This is a genomic window from Gracilibacillus sp. JCM 18966 (assembly GCF_055392695.1).
This window is the reverse complement of sequence record NZ_AP043883.1, coordinates 4,105,160-4,122,821: the sequence shown is the minus strand read 5'-3', so window position 1 is coordinate 4,122,821 and position 17,662 is coordinate 4,105,160. Positions and strand designations below refer to the sequence as shown.

Below are 17,662 nucleotides of genomic sequence, written 5' to 3'. Positions count from 1 at the left end.
AATTGATAAGGAGTGATTAGGTTGAGTATATTACATGAGCTTGTACAAGATATTCCGATTCCTAAAATGGTCAAGGTAAAACAGTCCTTTGATGATAAAAAGATTGATAACCTGAGCAATGTCTTATTAGAACAATTTGATCAAAAGCAATTAGCACAACAGGTCAAGCCAGGAATGGAAATTGCGGTTGCAGTAGGTAGTCGTGGTTTAGATCGTCTAGTAGAAATGACCAAAACTACGATCGACTTTTTAAAAAAGCATGGCGCAAAGCCATTTATCGTTCCATGCATGGGGAGTCATGGCGGCGCTACCGGACCTGGGCAAAAAGCGGTTTTAGAGCATTTAGGTGTAAAAGAAGAAATAGTAGGTGCTGAGATTCGTTCCTCCATGGAAGTGATCAAAATTGATGAACTAGAAAATGGTCTACCAATCTATGTCGATAAAATCGCTTCAGAAGCTGATGGTATTGTCGTCATTAATCGAGTGAAACCGCATACGGCATTTCGTGGTCCTGTTGAAAGTGGAATTATGAAAATGATCAGTATAGGGCTCGGCAAACAAAAGGGTGCAGAGGCTTGTCACCAATTAGGCTTTAAGCATATGGCTGAGCATGTGCCAGCTATGGCTAAAATTATTATCGATAAAATGCCGATCCTATTTGCAGTGGCCACAGTCGAAAATGCATTTGATAAGGTAGCAAAACTAGAGGTTTTATTACCTGAAGAAATCGAAGAAAAGGAACCAGATTTACAGAGGCTTGCTAAGGCGTCCTTACCAAAGCTTTTCTTCGATCAAATCGATGTGTTAGTCATTGATGAAATCGGTAAGAACATTAGTGGGGATGGCATGGACCCAAATATTACAGGGCGTTATCCGACTCCTTATGCTTATGGCGGGCCAGAGGTGACCAAAATGGTTGTGCTAGATTTAACGAAACAGACAGAAGGAAATGCCAATGGGGTTGGTACAGCAGACTTCACCACCCAAAAGCTTGTCGATAAGATGGATCGGGAAACTACCTATGCTAATGGCCTAACATCAACAGTAGTTGGTCCAACTCATATCTCAACGGCCATGCCATCTGATAAAACTGCTATCCAAGCAGCGATCAAAACATGTAATATTCTGAATTTTACAAAAGCCAGGGTAGTTCGAATTAAGAATACGCTGGAGATTGGTGAAATTGAAGTATCAGAAAATATGCTATCAGATGTGGAAGCACATGAGAACCTAGAAAAAATAACGGATCTTTATGAATTAGCTTTTGATAAAGACGGAAATTTCTTATAAAGGAGTAGGAGCATGAGTAGATTATTCGATTTAACAGGGAAAGTTGCTGTAGCACTTGGGGGAAATAGTACACTAGGTAGCTCGATTGCCGAAGGGCTGGCTGAGCATGGAGCAAAGCTCGCAATAGTCGGTCGAAATAGGGAGACTTCAGAGGAGGTCGCCCAAAAAATAAATGCTAATGGTGGGGAGGCAAAGGCCTTTCAAGCGGATGTAAGTGATTTAGCAACCGTAGAAAATGTTGCCACAGAAATTGAGGCATGGACAGGTGGCTGGGACATTCTCCTCAACGCACCTGGTATGAATAGTACAACACCATTTCTAGATCTAGCAACAGAAGAATGGGATAAGATTATGGATGTCAATTTAAGAGGAGTCGTATTTGCAACTCAAATTTTTGCTAAAAAAATGATGGAACAAAAACGTGGGGGTAGTATTATTAATATTTCTTCTGTATCCTCCACTACACCATTATCCAAAGTGTTTACTTATTCTGCTTCGAAGGCTGCGATGAATAGTGTGACACAATTTTTAGCACGCGAATTTGCACCACACGATATTCGAGTGAATGCTATTATTCCTGGGTTCTTTCCAGCAGAACAAAACCGTAAAATATTAAGTGAAGAAAGAGTTCAATCCATTATGAACCATACCCCGATGAATCGTTTTGGCGAACCTGAAGAGCTTCAAGGAGCTGCTGTATATTTAGCATCTGATAAAGCAAGTGGATTTGTGACAGGGACCTTTTTACGAGTGGATGGTGGATTTGGCAGTATGACTATTTAATTTTTGGGGAGGAGAGATAGTATGGAAATCGAATCAAAATACCAAGCGTTGACATCTATTCTCCAAGAAATGAAAAGAGTAGTAGTCGCATTTTCAGGAGGTGTGGACAGTACCTTTTTATTAAAGACTGCTGTCGATACACTTGGTGTGGACAATGTCTTAGCAGTTACTGCGGATTCAGAGACATATCCAACTAGTGAACTAGAAGAAGCAAAAAGTCTTGCAGCTTTAATAGGAGCTAATCATCAAATTATCCAAACAAGTGAATTGGCGATACCAGGCTATACAGAAAATGATAAAAATAGATGTTATTTTTGCAAAAATAGCTTATTTGATCATCTAGTTCCTATTATGCAACAAAAAAAATACCAAAATATAATTTATGGTGTGATTGCAGATGATGTAAGTGAGTATCGTCCAGGAATGCGTGCAGCGAAGGAACAAGGGGTTCGTGGTCCCTTACAAGAGGCCAATCTTTTTAAGGAAGAAATTCGTCAGCTATCAAAGGAAATGGGGCTACCAACGTGGGATAAGCCATCGTTTGCTTGTCTTTCATCGAGAATCGCTTATGGAGAAAAAATCACCCAGGCGAAATTAACGAAGGTGGATAAATCAGAAGCCTTTTTAAAAACACTCGGTTTGCGACAGGTTCGTGTTCGTACACATAATGATATCGCTCGGATTGAGGTTGAACCCCAAGATATGCAAAAACTACTAGCAAATCATCAGCGTGTTACTGAAAAACTGCAAAGCTATGGTTATAAATTTGTAACAATGGACCTAGTAGGTTATAAAAGTGGTAGTATGAATACCACCTTATCCCATGTTAATCGTTCATAATAGAAATTGGGGAAAGCTTTGGAAGTATGTCCAAAGCTTTTGGTTTCACTAAAAATAACGGAGGAGAGTCTTATGCAGGAAGTTGTCATTGGTTTAGATATAGGTACAACTAGTGTTAAAGCCATTGCTTTTGATCTAGAAGGGAAGGTATTGGCGGAGTCGGAACAGTTTATTGAAACAATTTACCCGGAAATAGCTTATGTGGAGCAAAACCCTGATCAAATAGAAAAAAGCACCAAAAATGTTCTAGCAGAAATCTTCTCCTTAACCAAAAAGAATCGTGTTATAACGATTGGGATCTCTTGTGCTATGCATTCCTTGATTTGTGTCGATGAAAAAGGAATGGCACTGTCCAATATGCTGATCTGGTCAGATGGCCGCAGCAGTGAGCTTGTGCAAAGAATGGATCCAGCGACGAAGAAGCGTGTATACACAAAAACAGGAACACCTATCCATCCTATGTCACCATTACTGAAGTTAATGTGGATGAAGGAAACGGATTACTCCCCATACAAACAAGCAAGTTATTTTATGTCCATGAAAGAATACATTCTTTTCAAATGGTTTGGCAAAAGAATAACGGATTATTCGATGGCATCTGCAACCGGATTAATGAATATACAATCATTAGATTGGGACGAAGAAGCGCTAAAAATTGCCGGAGTAGAACGTGACCAGTTATCAGAAATTGTTCCTCCTACTGAAATAATTAGTAGTATAAAGGAAAGTATTGCACAGGAATTAGACTGGCCAATAGATGTAAAGCTTGTGATTGGGGCTGCTGATGGCCAATTAGCCAACCTTGGAAATGGTGCAATAAAACCTGGGGAGGTTGCGATTTCTGTTGGAACAAGTGGAGCTATTCGTCAGCTTATTTCAGGTCAGCATGTAAATGACAATCAAGAAACCTTTAGCTATGCTTTTACAGAGAATACGTCTATTATCGGTGGACCAACAAATAATGGTGGAATTGCCCTTCAATGGTTAAAAGATATGCTAGAATATAAAGGAACCCATGAAGAATTTTTAAAAGATGCGGACAATATCGGCATTGGTGCCGATGGACTATTATTTATTCCATATATAAATGGGGAGCGTGCACCAGTCTGGAATCAAAATGCGCGTGGTAACTTTTTTGGGCTTAGTGTAACACATAAAAGACCACACCTAGTGAGAGCAGTTTTAGAAGGTATTGTCTTTAATCTATATCAAATTAGTCAATCATTAGAAGAAATTGCAGGATCACCAACTAGCATCTCTGTAAATGGTGGGCTTTCCAAGTCTCCATTGTGGGTGCAAATTCTAGCAGATGTCTTTGGAAAAGAAATTCAGCTAGCAGATACTCATCATGGTGCAGCATGGGGAGCAGGGTGGACAGCGCTTGTTGCTATTGGAAAAGTAGATTCGTTTGAAGCGATTAAACAAAACATCCCCATTAACCAAGTTGTACAGCCGAATAAGAGTAATCATCAGCAATATCAGAAGGTCTTTATCCGTTATCAGCTGTTAGCAAAGGATATACAAAAATACTTCGAATAAAAATAGGTTGTGAAATAATGTTAGAGGATATTTTAAAACAGGTAGAAAAAGGCTTATTAACAGCAGAAGAAGCAAAGAAAAGGCTCGCTACCTTTGAAAATTTAGGCTTTGCAAAAGTAGACCATCATCGAACAAAGCGCCAAGGATTTCCTGAAGTGATTTTTGGGGAAGGAAAAGAGCCTGCACATATTATCGATATTTCCCGGGCAATGATGGCGAAAAATGAGAATATATTAGTTACTAGAGTCGAATTAGAAAAAGCACAGATTATTTTGGAGCATTTACCGAATTTTAGCTATGATCCAACAGCTCGGATATTGTTGATGAAAAATCATGAGGAAAGTGTTCATTATCAGGGATATATCTCGATAGTCTGTGCAGGAACATCCGATCTTCCCGTTGCAGAAGAGGCTGCTAAAACAGCTGAAGCATATGGAGTAGAAGTAAGACGCTTCTATGATGTTGGTGTCGCTGGTATTCATCGATTACTTGCACATATTGATGAGATAAGGAAGGCAACTGTTACGGTTGTAATAGCAGGCATGGAAGGAGCTCTACCTAGTGTTGTAGGTGGACTTGTTTCCCATCCAGTTATAGCAGTTCCAACTAGTATTGGATATGGGGCAAGCTTTAATGGGCTTTCCGCTCTCTTAACGATGCTAAATTCTTGTGCATCAGGAATAAGTGTTGTCAACATTGATAATGGATTTGGCGGAGCTTATAATGCGGTGATGATTCATCGGATAGCGAATCAAAATAACATTTAGATTCATCATAATGACAGATAGAGTGGGGATTATATGAGAAGCTTTCGTTTCATTTCAATTTTTTTAGTGATCATTTGTATGCTAGCAGCTTGCAGTCAAAAAGAAACGGCCCAGTCTAAGGAGGAACAACATAATCCAGAGACTTTAACATTAGCCATTGGCGGAGAACCTGAGGCAGGATTTGATCCAACAACTGGCTGGGGACGATATGGATCACCATTGTTCCAAAGCACGCTCTTAAAGCGAGATCAAGACCTTGAAATCACAACAGACCTAGCTAAAGATTATCAAGTATCAGGGGATGGCTTGCATTGGACGGTGCAGTTAAGAGAGGATGTCGTATTCTCTGATGGAGAAGAGCTTACAGCAGAGGATGTATCCTTTACATATGAAACAGCAATGCAGGCACAATCTGTGGTTGACTTGAGCAATCTAAAGAAGATTGAAGTAAAAAGCGAAGATGAAGTCGTTTTTCATCTAGAAAAACCTCAATCTACTTTTATCACAACATTACTAACACTCGGGATTGTCCCAAAGCATGCATATGGGAATGACTATGCTGAAAACCCTATCGGTACAGGACCTTACCAAATGGTGGAATGGCGCAAAGGCGAACAACTTATTGTTGAAAAAAATCCAAACTATTATGGGGAAGAACCAGAGTTTAAGAGGCTAACCTTTTTATTTATAGAAGAAGATCAAGCGCTTGCTGCAGCAAAAACAGGTATAGTTGATGTATTATCCGTCCCTGCAACTTTAGCTGAACAAAATATATCAGGAATGAACCGCCTTTCCTTTAAAAGTGTGGATAATCGAGGTGTGATGCTACCTATACCAGAGCCGTATGAGAACGAGGCAGGCGAAAGAGTAGGAAACGAGGTGACGAGTGATCTCTATATTCGTCAAGCGATGAACTATGCAGTCGATCGACAAGCAATCGTTGACGGTGTTTTAAATGGAGAAGGAACAAAATCCTTTTCCAGTGTGGATGGACTGCCTTGGGGTAATGAGGATGCAGTAGTGGAGTATGATGTAGAAAAAGCAAAACAGCTCATGCAAGAAGGTGGCTGGAAAAAGGGTACAGACGGAATCTATCAGAAAGACGAAATAAAAGCATCGTTTACCTTATACTATCCAACAGGTGATCAACTCAGACAGTCTCTTTCATTAGTATTTGCAGAAATGATGAACGAATTCGGTATCGAGGTTAAGACCGAAGGAAAGAGCTGGAATGATTTAGAAAAGGTGATGCATGCCAATCCAGTTATGATGGGCTGGGGAAGTCATGATCCTGTTGAATTGTATTATTTATTTAGCTCAAAAATGCAAGGAGTCGAATATTATAATAGCAATTATTATGCTAATCAAACGATTGATCAATATTTTCAAAAAGCGATTCAGGAAACCTCCCAAGAAAAGGCTAATGAATATTGGAAAAAAATACAATGGGATGGAAAAACGGGGGTAAGTGCTAAAGGTGATGCACCATGGGTATGGCTCGTCAATATTCATCACATCTATTATGTGAAGGAAGGATTGGATATTGGAGATCAAAAGGTACAACCACATGGACACGGCTGGCCAATCACAGATTTTATTACAGAATGGAAATGGAAGAATTGACTAGAAATCTATCAATTTTTGTCGTAAAAAAAATAATTAGATTACTATTGCTACTTCTAGCTGTTAGTTTTATCACCTATCTACTCATTCGTCTATCGCCTATCGATCCAGTCCAAGCATATATTGGGGCAGATATGATGAAGGTTAGTCCAGAACAAAGAGCTGCTATTGAGGAATACTGGGGATTAAATGAATCGTTTATTAGCCAATATGTGCATTGGTTAGCTAGCGTGATAACTGGAGATTTTGGGACATCTTTCATTTATCGTACTCCTGTCCTTGATGTGATTGCTGACCGTTTTATTTCCTCTATCCTACTCCTGGCAGTTGCTTGGCTTTTGTCAGGGGTGATAGGATTATTGCTAGGGGCTGTTGCGGCTATGAAGCAAGGAAGTAAAACGGATCACTTCATAAGGGGTTATTGTTATTTACTTCTCTCAACTCCTAGTTTCTGGCTCGGGCTACTATTGCTGATGATCTTTTCCGTATGGCTTGACTGGTTCCCGATTGGGCTAAGTGCCCCAGTTGGTATAACGACAAGTGAAATAACTATAATGGATAGACTCTATCATGCTATATTACCAGCGATCACCTTAAGTATTATCGGTATTGCAAATGTTTGCTTACATACAAGGGAAAAAATGATCGATGTGTTAAAGCAACCTTACATACTTCAAGCACGAGCAAATGGCCTTAGTGGACTAGCTTTGTTCAAGCGACATGGTTTACGCAATATGATCCTACCAGCGATTTCAGTCCATTTTGCTTCATTTGGCGAGCTATTTGGGGGAGCTGTGTTACTAGAGCAGGTTTTTAGTTATCCAGGTTTAGGGAAAGCGATCGTGGATGCTGGATTAAATGGGGATGTTCCATTATTGCTAGGAATAGTTGTGATAAGTGCTTGTTTTGTCTTTTTAGGGAATTTTTTGGCGGATATGTTTTATTCTCTGGTTGACCCTAGAATTCGTCGCGAAAAGGGGGAAGCTGGATTATGACTAGGAAATTTTGGGTACCTGCTATCATATTACTCCTATTTTTCCTTTTCCCTTTTTTGATCTCGGGGGAGAGGTTGTCGATTCATTTAATGGAGAAAAACCAAGCGCCAAGCTTTTCCCATTTGTTTGGAACTGACTGGCTTGGGCGTGATATGTTTTTTCGTACATGGAAGGCATTACAATTAAGTATTGGCATAGGGCTTTTAACGGCAATACTGTCAACAATTTGTAGTTTTTTTATGAGTACTCTCGCCATGCTTAATCAACCAATGGATCGAATAATTAGCTGGTTAGTAGACTTGTTTTTGAGTCTACCACATCTCGTTACATTGCTTCTCATCTCCTTTACACTTGGTGGGGGGATGAAAGGAGTAGTGATAGGGTTAGTTCTTACCCATTGGCCGAGCCTTACAAGGATCCTTCGCGCGGAAATGTTACAGCTTCAGCAAACCACCTATGTTCAAATGTCAAAAAAACTAGGAAAAGGCTTCTGGTGGAGAGCATGGCATCATTTTGTTCCACATATATTACCTCAAATGCTTGTAGGAATTACGGTGATTTTTCCTCATGCGATATTGCACGAAGCTTCTATTACGTTTCTTGGATTTGGACTATCAGCAGAACAACCAGCTATTGGCATTATCCTTTCAGAATCGATGCAATACTTATCCTCTGGGATGTGGTGGCTCGCCTTTTTCCCTGGATTCGTATTATTAATAGTTATCGTGTTGTTTCAATTAACAGCTAAAGGTTTAAGAAATTCACTGGAAAAGGATTATAGCTATGGACAAATTACTAGAAATTAGGCAATTATCGATATTACACAAACCATCTAGTACAAGCTTATTACACCCTCTTCATTTGACGGTACATAAGGGGGAGTCGATTGCACTAGTAGGTGCAAGCGGATCTGGAAAAAGCTTGATCGCTCAAAGTATTTTTCGTTTACTACCAGAAAACCTGAAGCAAAACGGGGAAATTTTTCTAGATGGTCTAGCGATTACCGACCAAACGGTTAGAAAAATGAGAGGGAATAAAATGATGTTGATCCCTCAATCGATTGATGCTTTGGATCCATTAATGAAGATAGGGAAACAACTAACCACATTAATGAATAAAGAAAAAAATGCTCAAAAGCTGGATACAATATTAGAATATTTAAATCTGAACCATACCGTATTAAATCGATACCCATTTGAAATATCTGGTGGTCAAAGAAGGAGAGTGCTAATCGCCATAGCTCTAATAAAAAGTGCTCCTCTATTGGTGGCAGATGAGCCAACACCAGGATTAGATGTAGACGCTCGTGAGGATATGCTAAGCTTGTTACAATCCTTAAAAACGAAAAATAATGGCATGCTAATCATTACACATGACTTCGATGCTGCATTGAAGATCGCCGATAAAATAGCGATTTTACGTGAGGGACAAATGGTTGAAATAGCTCCAATTCACGCCTTCTGTGGTAAAGGAGAGAAACTAAATCATTCCTATTCACGTCAATTATGGAATGCATTACCTGAAAATAGTTTTTGGGGGTATTCTCATGATTAGAACGAAGAATGTCTCCTATCAAACAAAAGCTGGAACACGGATACTTGATCATACAAATTGGGAATGGAAGTATGGCCAAAAGATTGGTTTAATGGGGAAAAGCGGTGCAGGAAAAACAACCCTTGCAAAAATTTTAGCTGGTTTTCTTCTACCATCTAGTGGTGAAGTGATTCCTCCAAAGGAAAGGGATGGAGTAGCTTCCATCCAATTAATTTGGCAACATCCAGAGCAAGCCGTTAATCCGAAGTGGCGTGTGAGAAAAATATTAGAGGAAGCAGGAGAGATCGATCAAGGATTACTCCAGCAGTTTAACATTCCAAGCGAATGGCTACAAAGATTTCCACAACAATTATCGGGTGGAGAGCTCCAACGAATATGTATTGTGCGATGTTTAATGGTTAATCCTTCCTATATTATCGCGGATGAAATGACATCCATGCTTGACCCGGTTTCACAAGCAGAAATTTGGAAACAATTCATGCATATTGTGGAAGCGAACAATACAGGATTGCTCGTTATTAGTCATGAAAGAAAGCTTCTCGAACGAATAACAGATCACATTCTAGATATAGAGGAATTACAAGGTTAATAGAAATAAAGTAGGATATTTTCAAATAACTTGAAACTATTTTTGTGTTTTATTCGTAAATAACTATTAATTGGTGGAATCAACTACCATTTTACCTTGATTATTTTCTATATCCAGCTATAATGAAAATAGCTATATTGTAAAACAAGATAGCGGGGAAGTTGTGTAGGAGGGAGTACTTTAATGAGAAATGAACCAAAAGAACGTATTGCGCTAGATGCGATGAAAGCATGGAAAATAACAGCACACCTTGTTACAGTGATTGCCATATTATTTGCCATTGCAGCACTTGTAATAGCTTATTATGTTGAGTTTATTCCTTATTGGATTGGAATCATATTGCTTGTTGCTTCGATTATTTTGTGGGTTGTTTCGGCATGGATTATTCCGAAATTGAGATGGAGAAGATGGCGTTATGAAATCTTTGATCAAGAGATTTATATTCAACATGGTATTTTAATTGTAACTAGAACGATAGTTCCAATGCTTCGTGTTCAGCATGTGGATACAAAGCAGGGCCCCATTTTAAAGAAATATGGGTTGTCTACCTTGCAAATTTCGACAGCTGCTACGACACATGAAATTCCGGCACTTCTTGAAGAAGAAGCGTCTGATCTGAGAGATCAAATTTCTGAATTAGCAAGGGTGGAACAAGATGATGTCTAATCCGAAGCGTCTTCATCCTGCTGCCATGATCTTTTCTGTTATTCATTCCATCAAAACATCTATTTTTAGTTTGTTACCTATTGTCATTTTGGCAATTGGGGAAGCGAAATGGATTTATGTTGTCATTGCAGCAGGCGCACTTGTAACTATCATTATTATTTCTAGTATTTTGTCTTGGTTGCGCTATACTTATCAATTAGAAGAAGATCAAATTAGAATCGAACAAGGTGTCCTAATAAGAAAAAAACGTACGATATCCAAGCATCGAATTCAATCGATTGATTTATCACAAAATATTATTCATCGTATATTTGGACTAACGAAGGTGCAAATCGAAACAGCTGGTAATGATCATAAGATCGATGCAACACTTCATGCCGTAACAATGGATGAAGGGAAAATGGTTCACGACCAGTTGAAGTATAATCAGGTACCGAAGGACATAGAGGTAGACACGAACGAACATCCAGAGGATGAAAAAAAGCATCCATCTCGAAAAATAACGCCAAAGGCACTGATTATTGCAGGCTCTACATCTGGTAGCTTTGGAGTGATTTTAGGGTTAATAGGTTTAGGATTTTCAGAGATTGAAAGCATTATTCCAGATCGTTATTATAATCATGCGACAGACTGGGTGTTCTCACAAGCGATCCAAATATTGATTTTGTTAGCTATTGTGGCATTGATTATTTTATGGTTACTGGGAATTTTAGTAACATTGATCCAATACTGGGATTTTACGATTACTCGCTATGAAAAAGAACTGTTTATAACAAGAGGACTTCTCGAAAAGAAACAATCAACCATCCCATTGAAAAGAATTCAAGCAGTGGGTGTAGTTGAAACGATCATTCATCAACCACTTGGCCTTGCAAAAATATATGTAGATATAGCAAGTGGAGAGATGGGTTCAGACTCAGAGATGCATACTGTGTTATTTCCACTTATAAGAAAAAGTGAAGTGCAGAACTTTTTACGAGAGCTCTTACCAGAATATGAGTACAATATCGAACAATGGATTTCTTTACCTAAGCGTGCATTCCCGTATTATTTATTCCGTTTGGCTATCCTTCCACTCATTGTAACGATTGTCTTTTATTTTACTTTAACGGACTGGGCTTATATTCCATTGATTGTGACGATATTGGCATGTTTGCTTGCCTATTTTCAATATAAAACAATTGGTTACGAGATTAAGGGAGAGCACTTATTTATTCGAAATCGAGACCTAAGTAAGGATACGATCATAGTCAAACATAGAAGATTACAAGCAATGAAGAAAAAACAACATTTTATTCAAAAAAAGCAAAACCTTGCATCACTAGATACAGCCATTCTAAACAAATTTTTAGGTAGGCATTTTATTGTCCGAGATCTAGAACAAGAAGATGTCGACAAAATATCAGATTGGTATTCTTACCAAAAAAATCGCTCTAACCTCTAGAGCGATTTTTTTCATGTTAAGGATGACAGTAATATTCCTTTATGTAGCTTGTAAAATATAATGAGGAGTATTTAAATATTGACTGTTTTTTAGATTAAGAGTAACATGTTTCGTGCGAGAAACATTTTGTGATTTAGGCATATATTAGGATTAGTTGACTACATTTTATGTTGAAAGGGTGTTTAGCTGTCATGGGTGAAGTGGATGGTTTTATGTTTGCGTTTGGTCTAACATTATTTGCTGGTTTGGCAACAGGTGTTGGTAGTTTATTAGCTTTTTTCACATCTAATACGAATACCAAATTTTTGTCGTGGGCGTTAGGATTTTCAGCAGGTGTCATGATTTATGTTTCCATGATAGAAATCTTCTTTAAAGCACAGGATGCCTTGATTAATGCAAGTGGTGATGTAATGGGCCATTGGCTAACCGTTATCGGTTTTTTCGGTGGAATGATTCTTATTGCGTTAATTGATAAATTTATTCCTTCCCATGGAAATCCTCATAATATTAAAAAAGTAGAGGAGATGGATAAAAAAAGTTCGGCTAATGGGGATGGAGCCTTATTAAAAATGGGGACTTTCACAGCTTTAGCCATTGCCATTCATAACTTTCCAGAGGGAATTGCCACATTTACTGCAGCTTTACAAGACCCGGGCTTGGGGATAGCGATCGCTATCGCCATTGCGATTCATAATATACCAGAAGGGATCGCTGTCGCTGTACCGATCTATTTTTCAACAGGTGATAGGAAGAAAGCTTTTAAATTATCTTTTTTATCAGGACTTGCAGAACCAATCGGAGCAATAGTGGCATTTCTATTCCTTATGCCATTCTTAAATGATATGATGTTTGGTTTAATATTCGCTGGTGTTGCTGGGATAATGGTGTTTATTTCGTTAGATGAATTGCTTCCTGCTGCCAAAAAATATGATGAAGCTCATAAATCCATTTATGGTTTAATCTCAGGGATGGCCGTTATGGCATTAAGCCTATTATTATTTATATAAGAAATAAACGGGGAGTTTTCCCCGTTTATCGCACTAACCATCGGATTATTTTCTAATCATTTTAACAATGAATACGATTAATGCTATGACCAGTAGTATATGAATGAGACCACCAGCAAATTCAAAGAGAAAACCAAGTAGCCACACAAGTAATAGAATACCAATAATTGTCCAAATCATGGTGTTCACTCCTTTGGTTTATTTGTTAACAATATGTTACCCTACATCAGGTGATTTAAACTTTTTCTAAAAAAATATTGCAATCTAATAGACTGATTGCTATAATAATAAGCGTGGTTTTGTTAAGAAAACGTAAAAATTTGTTGAAATTAACGTAAATCTTGTAGTTTTTGTAAATAATGCGGGTGTAGTTTAGTGGTAAAACCTCAGCCACGAGCAAAAGCATCCACCGAGTACGCTACGAGTTGCTCCGAAGCATCCATCCTCACCGAATAAGCTAGAAGATGCAGGAGCATGGTGTGCGTAATACATAAATTGATATTATTTTTATAAAATGCGGGTGTAGTTTAGTGGTAAAACCTCAGCCACGAGCAAATGCATCCACCGAGTACGCTACGAGTTGCTCCGAAGCATCCATCCTCACCGAATAAGCTAGAAGATGCAGGAGCATGGTGTGCGTAATACATAAATTGATATTATTTTTATTAAATGCGGGTGTAGTTTAGTGGTAAAACCTCAGCCACGAGCAGATGCATCCACCGAGTACGCTGCGAGTTGCTCCGAAGCATCCATCCTCATCGAATAAGCTAGAAGATGCAGGAGCATGGTGGGCGTAATACATAAATTGATATTATTTTTATAAAATGCGGGTGTAGTTTAGTGGTAAAACCTCAGCCTTCCAAGCTGATGTCGAGGGTTCGATTCCCTTCACCCGCTCCATACATAGGTGTGAACGTAGTGTTTCGTTTTAAATGAAGCATTACGTTTTTTATTTTATACGTTAGGAAAAGATAAAATTTCTACATAGTAGAGTTTCGACGTAGCTGAAATTTTAAGGTACCAAGTATAAGCAAAACTAGGCATTCGCCAAAGGACGAGCGAATGCGAGTTTTTCTCTAATAGGAAACTCTTATTCAAATAGCCGTATCATTTGCTCTAATTGTCTTGATGAATGTATCCTTAGAAAGAAAGTATCATAAAGGAGTTTCGGAATTTATGAAACAATTACAATCATTACTTCATCATATCGATGGGAAAGGCTATAAAGCATATAAATCGATACAAGGAAAATATGAATTTTCGAAATACCAGCTATCGATAGACTATGTACAGGGAGATCCATTTGCCTCACCATCTAAGATTCGCATCATTGTACCCAATCATATCCGTAGTATAAAACAACAGTGGAAAGAGTCTAAACAACGCAAAGTATATACCGAGGATTGTATTGCGCGAGCTGTTGGTGAAGCTATAAATAAAGAAAGTAATCAATCAAGAGGTTCAGGTAAAAGTGGACTTATTTACATTGATCAACCTGGACAAGAAATATTAGAGAGAACCGCTGTTCAATTGAACCAAAATAGCACCATCATATGTCTATCGCTTGGTCTTCCAGCAAACGGAAGAAGAATTAATGGGAGAGAGGCAAAAAAGTTGTTTTTGACCATTCTTCCTTCCATTATCAATAACTCGATCCTAGCCATAAAGGATGAAAAAATAGATGCAAGTGTACAATTGGCAGACCAACACAAGGTTATTCGTGAGAAAATGAAGGAAAATGGTTGGATTGCTTTTGTTGCAGATGGAGCAGTTTTGCCACGTGCAAGCGGGATTAGTAATAAACCTCTAAAAAAAGCTGTAACCTTCCAGAGTCCTGAAGAGAACCGTGTAGAAATTGAAGTGCCTCACCGAGTAGAACCACTCACTGGGATGGCTTTAAGAAAAGGAATTAATTTAATTGTTGGTGGCGGATATCACGGGAAAAGTACACTACTCGAAGCATTAGAGAGAGGGGTATATCATCATATGAAAGGAGATGGCAGAGAATATGTCTTAACAGACCCTGATGCCGTCAAGATTAGAGCAGAAGATGGTAGACAAGTCAATTCCGTTAATATTTCCATGTTTATCAATGACCTGCCTCAAGGACAAGACACGAAGCAATTTACTACAGAAAATGCAAGTGGGAGCACCTCACAAGCAACGAATGTTGTCGAAGCAATGGAGATAGGAGCAAGCACGCTATTGATTGATGAAGATACTAGTGCAACGAATTTTATGATAAGAGATAGACGAATGAAGGCATTAGTTCATACAAAAAAGGAACCTATTACCCCGTTTATTGATCGAATTCAACAGCTTCGAGATGATTTAAGCGTATCGACTATAATGGTAATGGGAGGTTCAGGCGATTATTTTGATGTGGCAGATGAAGTGATTATGATGGATCAATATTTGCCATACAATGTTACGAAACAAGCCCATGATATTGCAAAAGATTATCCGATAGAAAGACAAAAAGAGAGCGAAGTGCTTAGCACGCAATCGAATCAACGAGCTTTTCTTTCCAAAAGCTTGCAGGTGAAGAAAGGAAAGAAAAAGAAGATACAGGCAAAAGGGCGACAAAACATACTAGTCGGAAATGGAACCATTGTTTTGGATCATGTCGAACAGCTAGTGGATCCATCCCAAACCAGAGCGATTGCGGAAATCATTCGTCATGCGGAAGAACAGGATATGATGACGCAGGAATTAACGCTATCTCACTTTTTATATTTAGTAGAAAAAATGATAGAGGAGGAAGGATTACAAGCTTTTGCTCCATATAAAAACCAACACCCTGGTGACTTAGCGAGACCAAGACGCTTTGAATTGGCAGCAGCATTCAATCGAATGCGTGGCGTGAAGGTCGTCAATAAATAGAGGAGGTGAGTGTAATGGCATATAACCAATTGAAACAACAGTTAATCGAATATAGTAAAGAGATAGGTATCGATAAAATCGGATTTACGAGTGCATCACCTTTTTCGGAATTGAAATCTCGTTTGAAGGAACAACAAGATCTTGGCTATGCTTCAGGTTTTGAAAAAGGTACGATAGAGGAAAGAACAGAACCACAAAAGCTGATGCAAGGCGCAGAATCGATCATTGCCATTGCACTAGCCTATCCGACAAAAATTCCGAATGCACCTAGAAGCAAGAAGGGTGAACGTAGAGGAATGTTCTGTCGAGCATCTTGGGGAACGGATTATCATATTGTCCTTCAGGAAAAGCTTCAAAAGCTTGCAGACTTTTTAGGAGAAAGAATCGCTAATTTCCAATATAGTTCGATGGTGGATACAGGAGAACTGTCTGATCGGGCTGTCGCCGAACGCGCGGGTATTGGTTTTAGTGGGAAAAATACTTTATTAATTTCACCAGAGCTAGGCTCCTATATTTATCTCGGTGAAATGATTACAAATATTCCATTTACACCTGATCAGCCTTTATCTGACGGCTGCGGCACATGTACAAAATGTCTTGATGCATGTCCAACCGGTGCTTTAGTTGAACCAGGAAGGCTAAATGCACAGCAATGTCTCGCTTTTCTCACTCAAACAAAAGGATATATGCCAGAGGAGCATAGAGACAAGCTTGGCAACTTCATCTATGGCTTCGAGACATGTCAGGTCGTTTGTCCTTATAACTATCGCGTTGATTTTCATCATCACCCAGAATTTGAGCCCGATCCCGATCTTGTTAAACCAAAACTAGTAGATTTATTATCCATTTCTAACCGTGATTTCAAGAAGAAATTCGGTAAAATGGCAGGTTCTTGGAGAGGAAAGAAGCCATTACAACGAAATGCAATTTTGGCCCTTGCCCATTATCAGAAAAAGGACGCGATAGAGAAACTAATCCAATTAATGAATGAGGACCCTCGTCCTGTTATTCGAGGAACAGCAGCTTGGGCAATTGGGAAAATTGGAACATTAGAAGGTTATCAAGCCATTGAAAAGGCTATGGAAGAAGAAAACGATCAAGAAGTGTTAATCGAAATGAAAAAAGGTCTTAACTTTCGAGATGAAAAGAAAAGGGGGATTAGCAAATGAGCATGCTGGCATATGAGGAGTGGCAGTCACCAATCGGTATGATTACGATAGTAGCAGACAATGAAAAGCTCTATTCCTTTCAATATGGAAGCTTTAAGCAAAACGAAACAGAGCTTATTCAATGGTGTAAAAAATACCAATTGCCAACCTCTTTTATCCATCAATCTCCTGTTATTGATGAAGCTATTAAACAACTAACCGAGTATTTTAATGGAGAAAGAAAGCAATTTTCTGTTGATTATGTCTTGCATGGAACCTCTTTCCAGAAAAAAGTCTGGCATGCATTGTCGGAAATTCCATATGGTAAAACTTGCTCATACCAAGATATCGCAAGGAAAATAGGCACAGAAAAAGCAGTAAGAGCGGTAGGGGGAGCGAATAATAAAAATCCAATATCTATCATCATCCCATGTCACCGAGTCATCGGCAAAAATGGTAAAATGGTCGGCTATGGTGGTGGGTTAGATAAAAAAGAATATCTACTAAAGCTAGAAGAATTAAAAGGGTAAGGTT

17 protein-coding genes and 1 tRNA gene are annotated in these 17,662 nt (G+C 38.7%); 17 read left to right on the top strand and 1 reads right to left on the bottom strand.

The features are described 5' to 3' along the window. Nucleotides 1–21 precede the first annotated feature (21 nt). The 13 genes from ACZ5N5_RS20005 to zupT all read left to right on the top strand — a co-directional run bounded on the left by ACZ5N5_RS20005 (nt 22) and on the right by zupT (nt 13,097). Nucleotides 22–1,290: a nickel pincer cofactor-dependent isomerase, group 22 gene (locus ACZ5N5_RS20005; RefSeq protein ID WP_109983718.1), complete on the top strand. Its 1,269-nt coding sequence runs from the start codon at nt 22–24 to the stop codon at nt 1,288–1,290. A 12-nt stretch (nt 1,291–1,302) separates the two neighbouring features. After that, nucleotides 1,303–2,073, top strand: a complete 771-nt coding sequence (locus ACZ5N5_RS20000) for a glucose 1-dehydrogenase (RefSeq protein ID WP_109983717.1) — start codon at nt 1,303–1,305, stop codon at nt 2,071–2,073. Between the two features lie 21 nt (nt 2,074–2,094). Further along, nucleotides 2,095–2,913 carry an ATP-dependent sacrificial sulfur transferase LarE gene (gene larE, locus ACZ5N5_RS19995; protein WP_464367842.1) on the top strand — a complete coding sequence of 273 codons (819 nt, stop codon included), beginning with the start codon at nt 2,095–2,097 and terminating at the stop codon, nt 2,911–2,913. A 72-nt stretch (nt 2,914–2,985) separates the two neighbouring features. Then, entirely contained in the window at nt 2,986–4,452 is a 1,467-nt protein-coding gene (locus ACZ5N5_RS19990; protein WP_464367843.1) for a gluconokinase, read from the top strand. Nucleotides 4,453–4,469: 17 nt separating this feature from the next. After that, nucleotides 4,470–5,219 carry a nickel pincer cofactor biosynthesis protein LarB gene (gene larB / locus ACZ5N5_RS19985; protein ID WP_054787180.1) on the top strand — a complete coding sequence of 250 codons (750 nt, stop codon included), beginning with the start codon at nt 4,470–4,472 and terminating at the stop codon, nt 5,217–5,219. Between the two features lie 33 nt (nt 5,220–5,252). Beyond that, nucleotides 5,253–6,842: an ABC transporter substrate-binding protein gene (locus ACZ5N5_RS19980; RefSeq protein ID WP_464372994.1), complete on the top strand. Its 1,590-nt coding sequence runs from the start codon at nt 5,253–5,255 to the stop codon at nt 6,840–6,842. Continuing rightward, a complete protein-coding gene (locus ACZ5N5_RS19975) occupies nt 6,830–7,837 on the top strand; it encodes an ABC transporter permease (RefSeq protein WP_109983863.1) in 1,008 nt (335 codons plus the stop codon). Before ACZ5N5_RS19980 ends, ACZ5N5_RS19975 begins: the two co-directional genes overlap by 13 nt. Then, nucleotides 7,834–8,643: an ABC transporter permease gene (locus ACZ5N5_RS19970; RefSeq protein WP_277679198.1), complete on the top strand. Its 810-nt coding sequence runs from the start codon at nt 7,834–7,836 to the stop codon at nt 8,641–8,643. The genes ACZ5N5_RS19975 and ACZ5N5_RS19970 overlap by 4 nt, the downstream gene beginning before the upstream one ends. Then, on the top strand, nt 8,621–9,391 hold the full coding sequence (locus ACZ5N5_RS19965) for an ATP-binding cassette domain-containing protein (protein ID WP_109983712.1): 771 nt from the start codon (nt 8,621–8,623) through the stop codon (nt 9,389–9,391). The genes ACZ5N5_RS19970 and ACZ5N5_RS19965 overlap by 23 nt, the downstream gene beginning before the upstream one ends. Next, on the top strand, nt 9,384–9,980 hold the full coding sequence (locus ACZ5N5_RS19960) for an ABC transporter ATP-binding protein (RefSeq protein ID WP_054787184.1): 597 nt from the start codon (nt 9,384–9,386) through the stop codon (nt 9,978–9,980). Before ACZ5N5_RS19965 ends, ACZ5N5_RS19960 begins: the two co-directional genes overlap by 8 nt. Before the next feature lie 183 nt (nt 9,981–10,163). Next, nucleotides 10,164–10,646 (top strand): PH domain-containing protein, encoded by a 483-nt coding sequence (locus ACZ5N5_RS19955; protein ID WP_054787185.1) that lies wholly within the window; start codon nt 10,164–10,166, stop codon nt 10,644–10,646. Continuing rightward, nucleotides 10,639–12,090, top strand: coding sequence for a PH domain-containing protein (locus ACZ5N5_RS19950; protein WP_464372993.1), 1,452 nt, complete (start codon nt 10,639–10,641; stop codon nt 12,088–12,090). Before ACZ5N5_RS19955 ends, ACZ5N5_RS19950 begins: the two co-directional genes overlap by 8 nt. 191 nt (nt 12,091–12,281) lie before the next feature. Next, nucleotides 12,282–13,097 carry a zinc transporter ZupT gene (zupT, locus tag ACZ5N5_RS19945; protein WP_464372992.1) on the top strand — a complete coding sequence of 272 codons (816 nt, stop codon included), beginning with the start codon at nt 12,282–12,284 and terminating at the stop codon, nt 13,095–13,097. A 45-nt stretch (nt 13,098–13,142) separates the two neighbouring features. Here the strand turns inward: zupT and ACZ5N5_RS19940 are convergent, their stop codons facing one another. Further along, nucleotides 13,143–13,277, bottom strand: a complete 135-nt coding sequence (locus ACZ5N5_RS19940) for a lmo0937 family membrane protein (RefSeq protein WP_109983709.1) — start codon at nt 13,275–13,277, stop codon at nt 13,143–13,145. 646 nt (nt 13,278–13,923) lie between these two features. Between ACZ5N5_RS19940 and ACZ5N5_RS19935 the strand changes: the two genes are divergently transcribed. From ACZ5N5_RS19935 to ACZ5N5_RS19920, 4 genes are all read left to right on the top strand, one after another. After that, nucleotides 13,924–13,997 (top strand) — tRNA-Gly (locus ACZ5N5_RS19935). A 276-nt stretch (nt 13,998–14,273) separates the two neighbouring features. Further along, entirely contained in the window at nt 14,274–15,980 is a 1,707-nt protein-coding gene (locus tag ACZ5N5_RS19930; protein ID WP_464372991.1) for an ABC-ATPase domain-containing protein, read from the top strand. Between the two features lie 14 nt (nt 15,981–15,994). Then, nucleotides 15,995–17,149: a tRNA epoxyqueuosine(34) reductase QueG gene (queG, locus tag ACZ5N5_RS19925; RefSeq protein ID WP_464372990.1), complete on the top strand. Its 1,155-nt coding sequence runs from the start codon at nt 15,995–15,997 to the stop codon at nt 17,147–17,149. Further along, nucleotides 17,146–17,658 carry a methylated-DNA--[protein]-cysteine S-methyltransferase gene (locus ACZ5N5_RS19920; RefSeq protein WP_109983706.1) on the top strand — a complete coding sequence of 171 codons (513 nt, stop codon included), beginning with the start codon at nt 17,146–17,148 and terminating at the stop codon, nt 17,656–17,658. Before queG ends, ACZ5N5_RS19920 begins: the two co-directional genes overlap by 4 nt. The last annotated feature ends 4 nt before the right edge of the window (nt 17,659–17,662 follow it).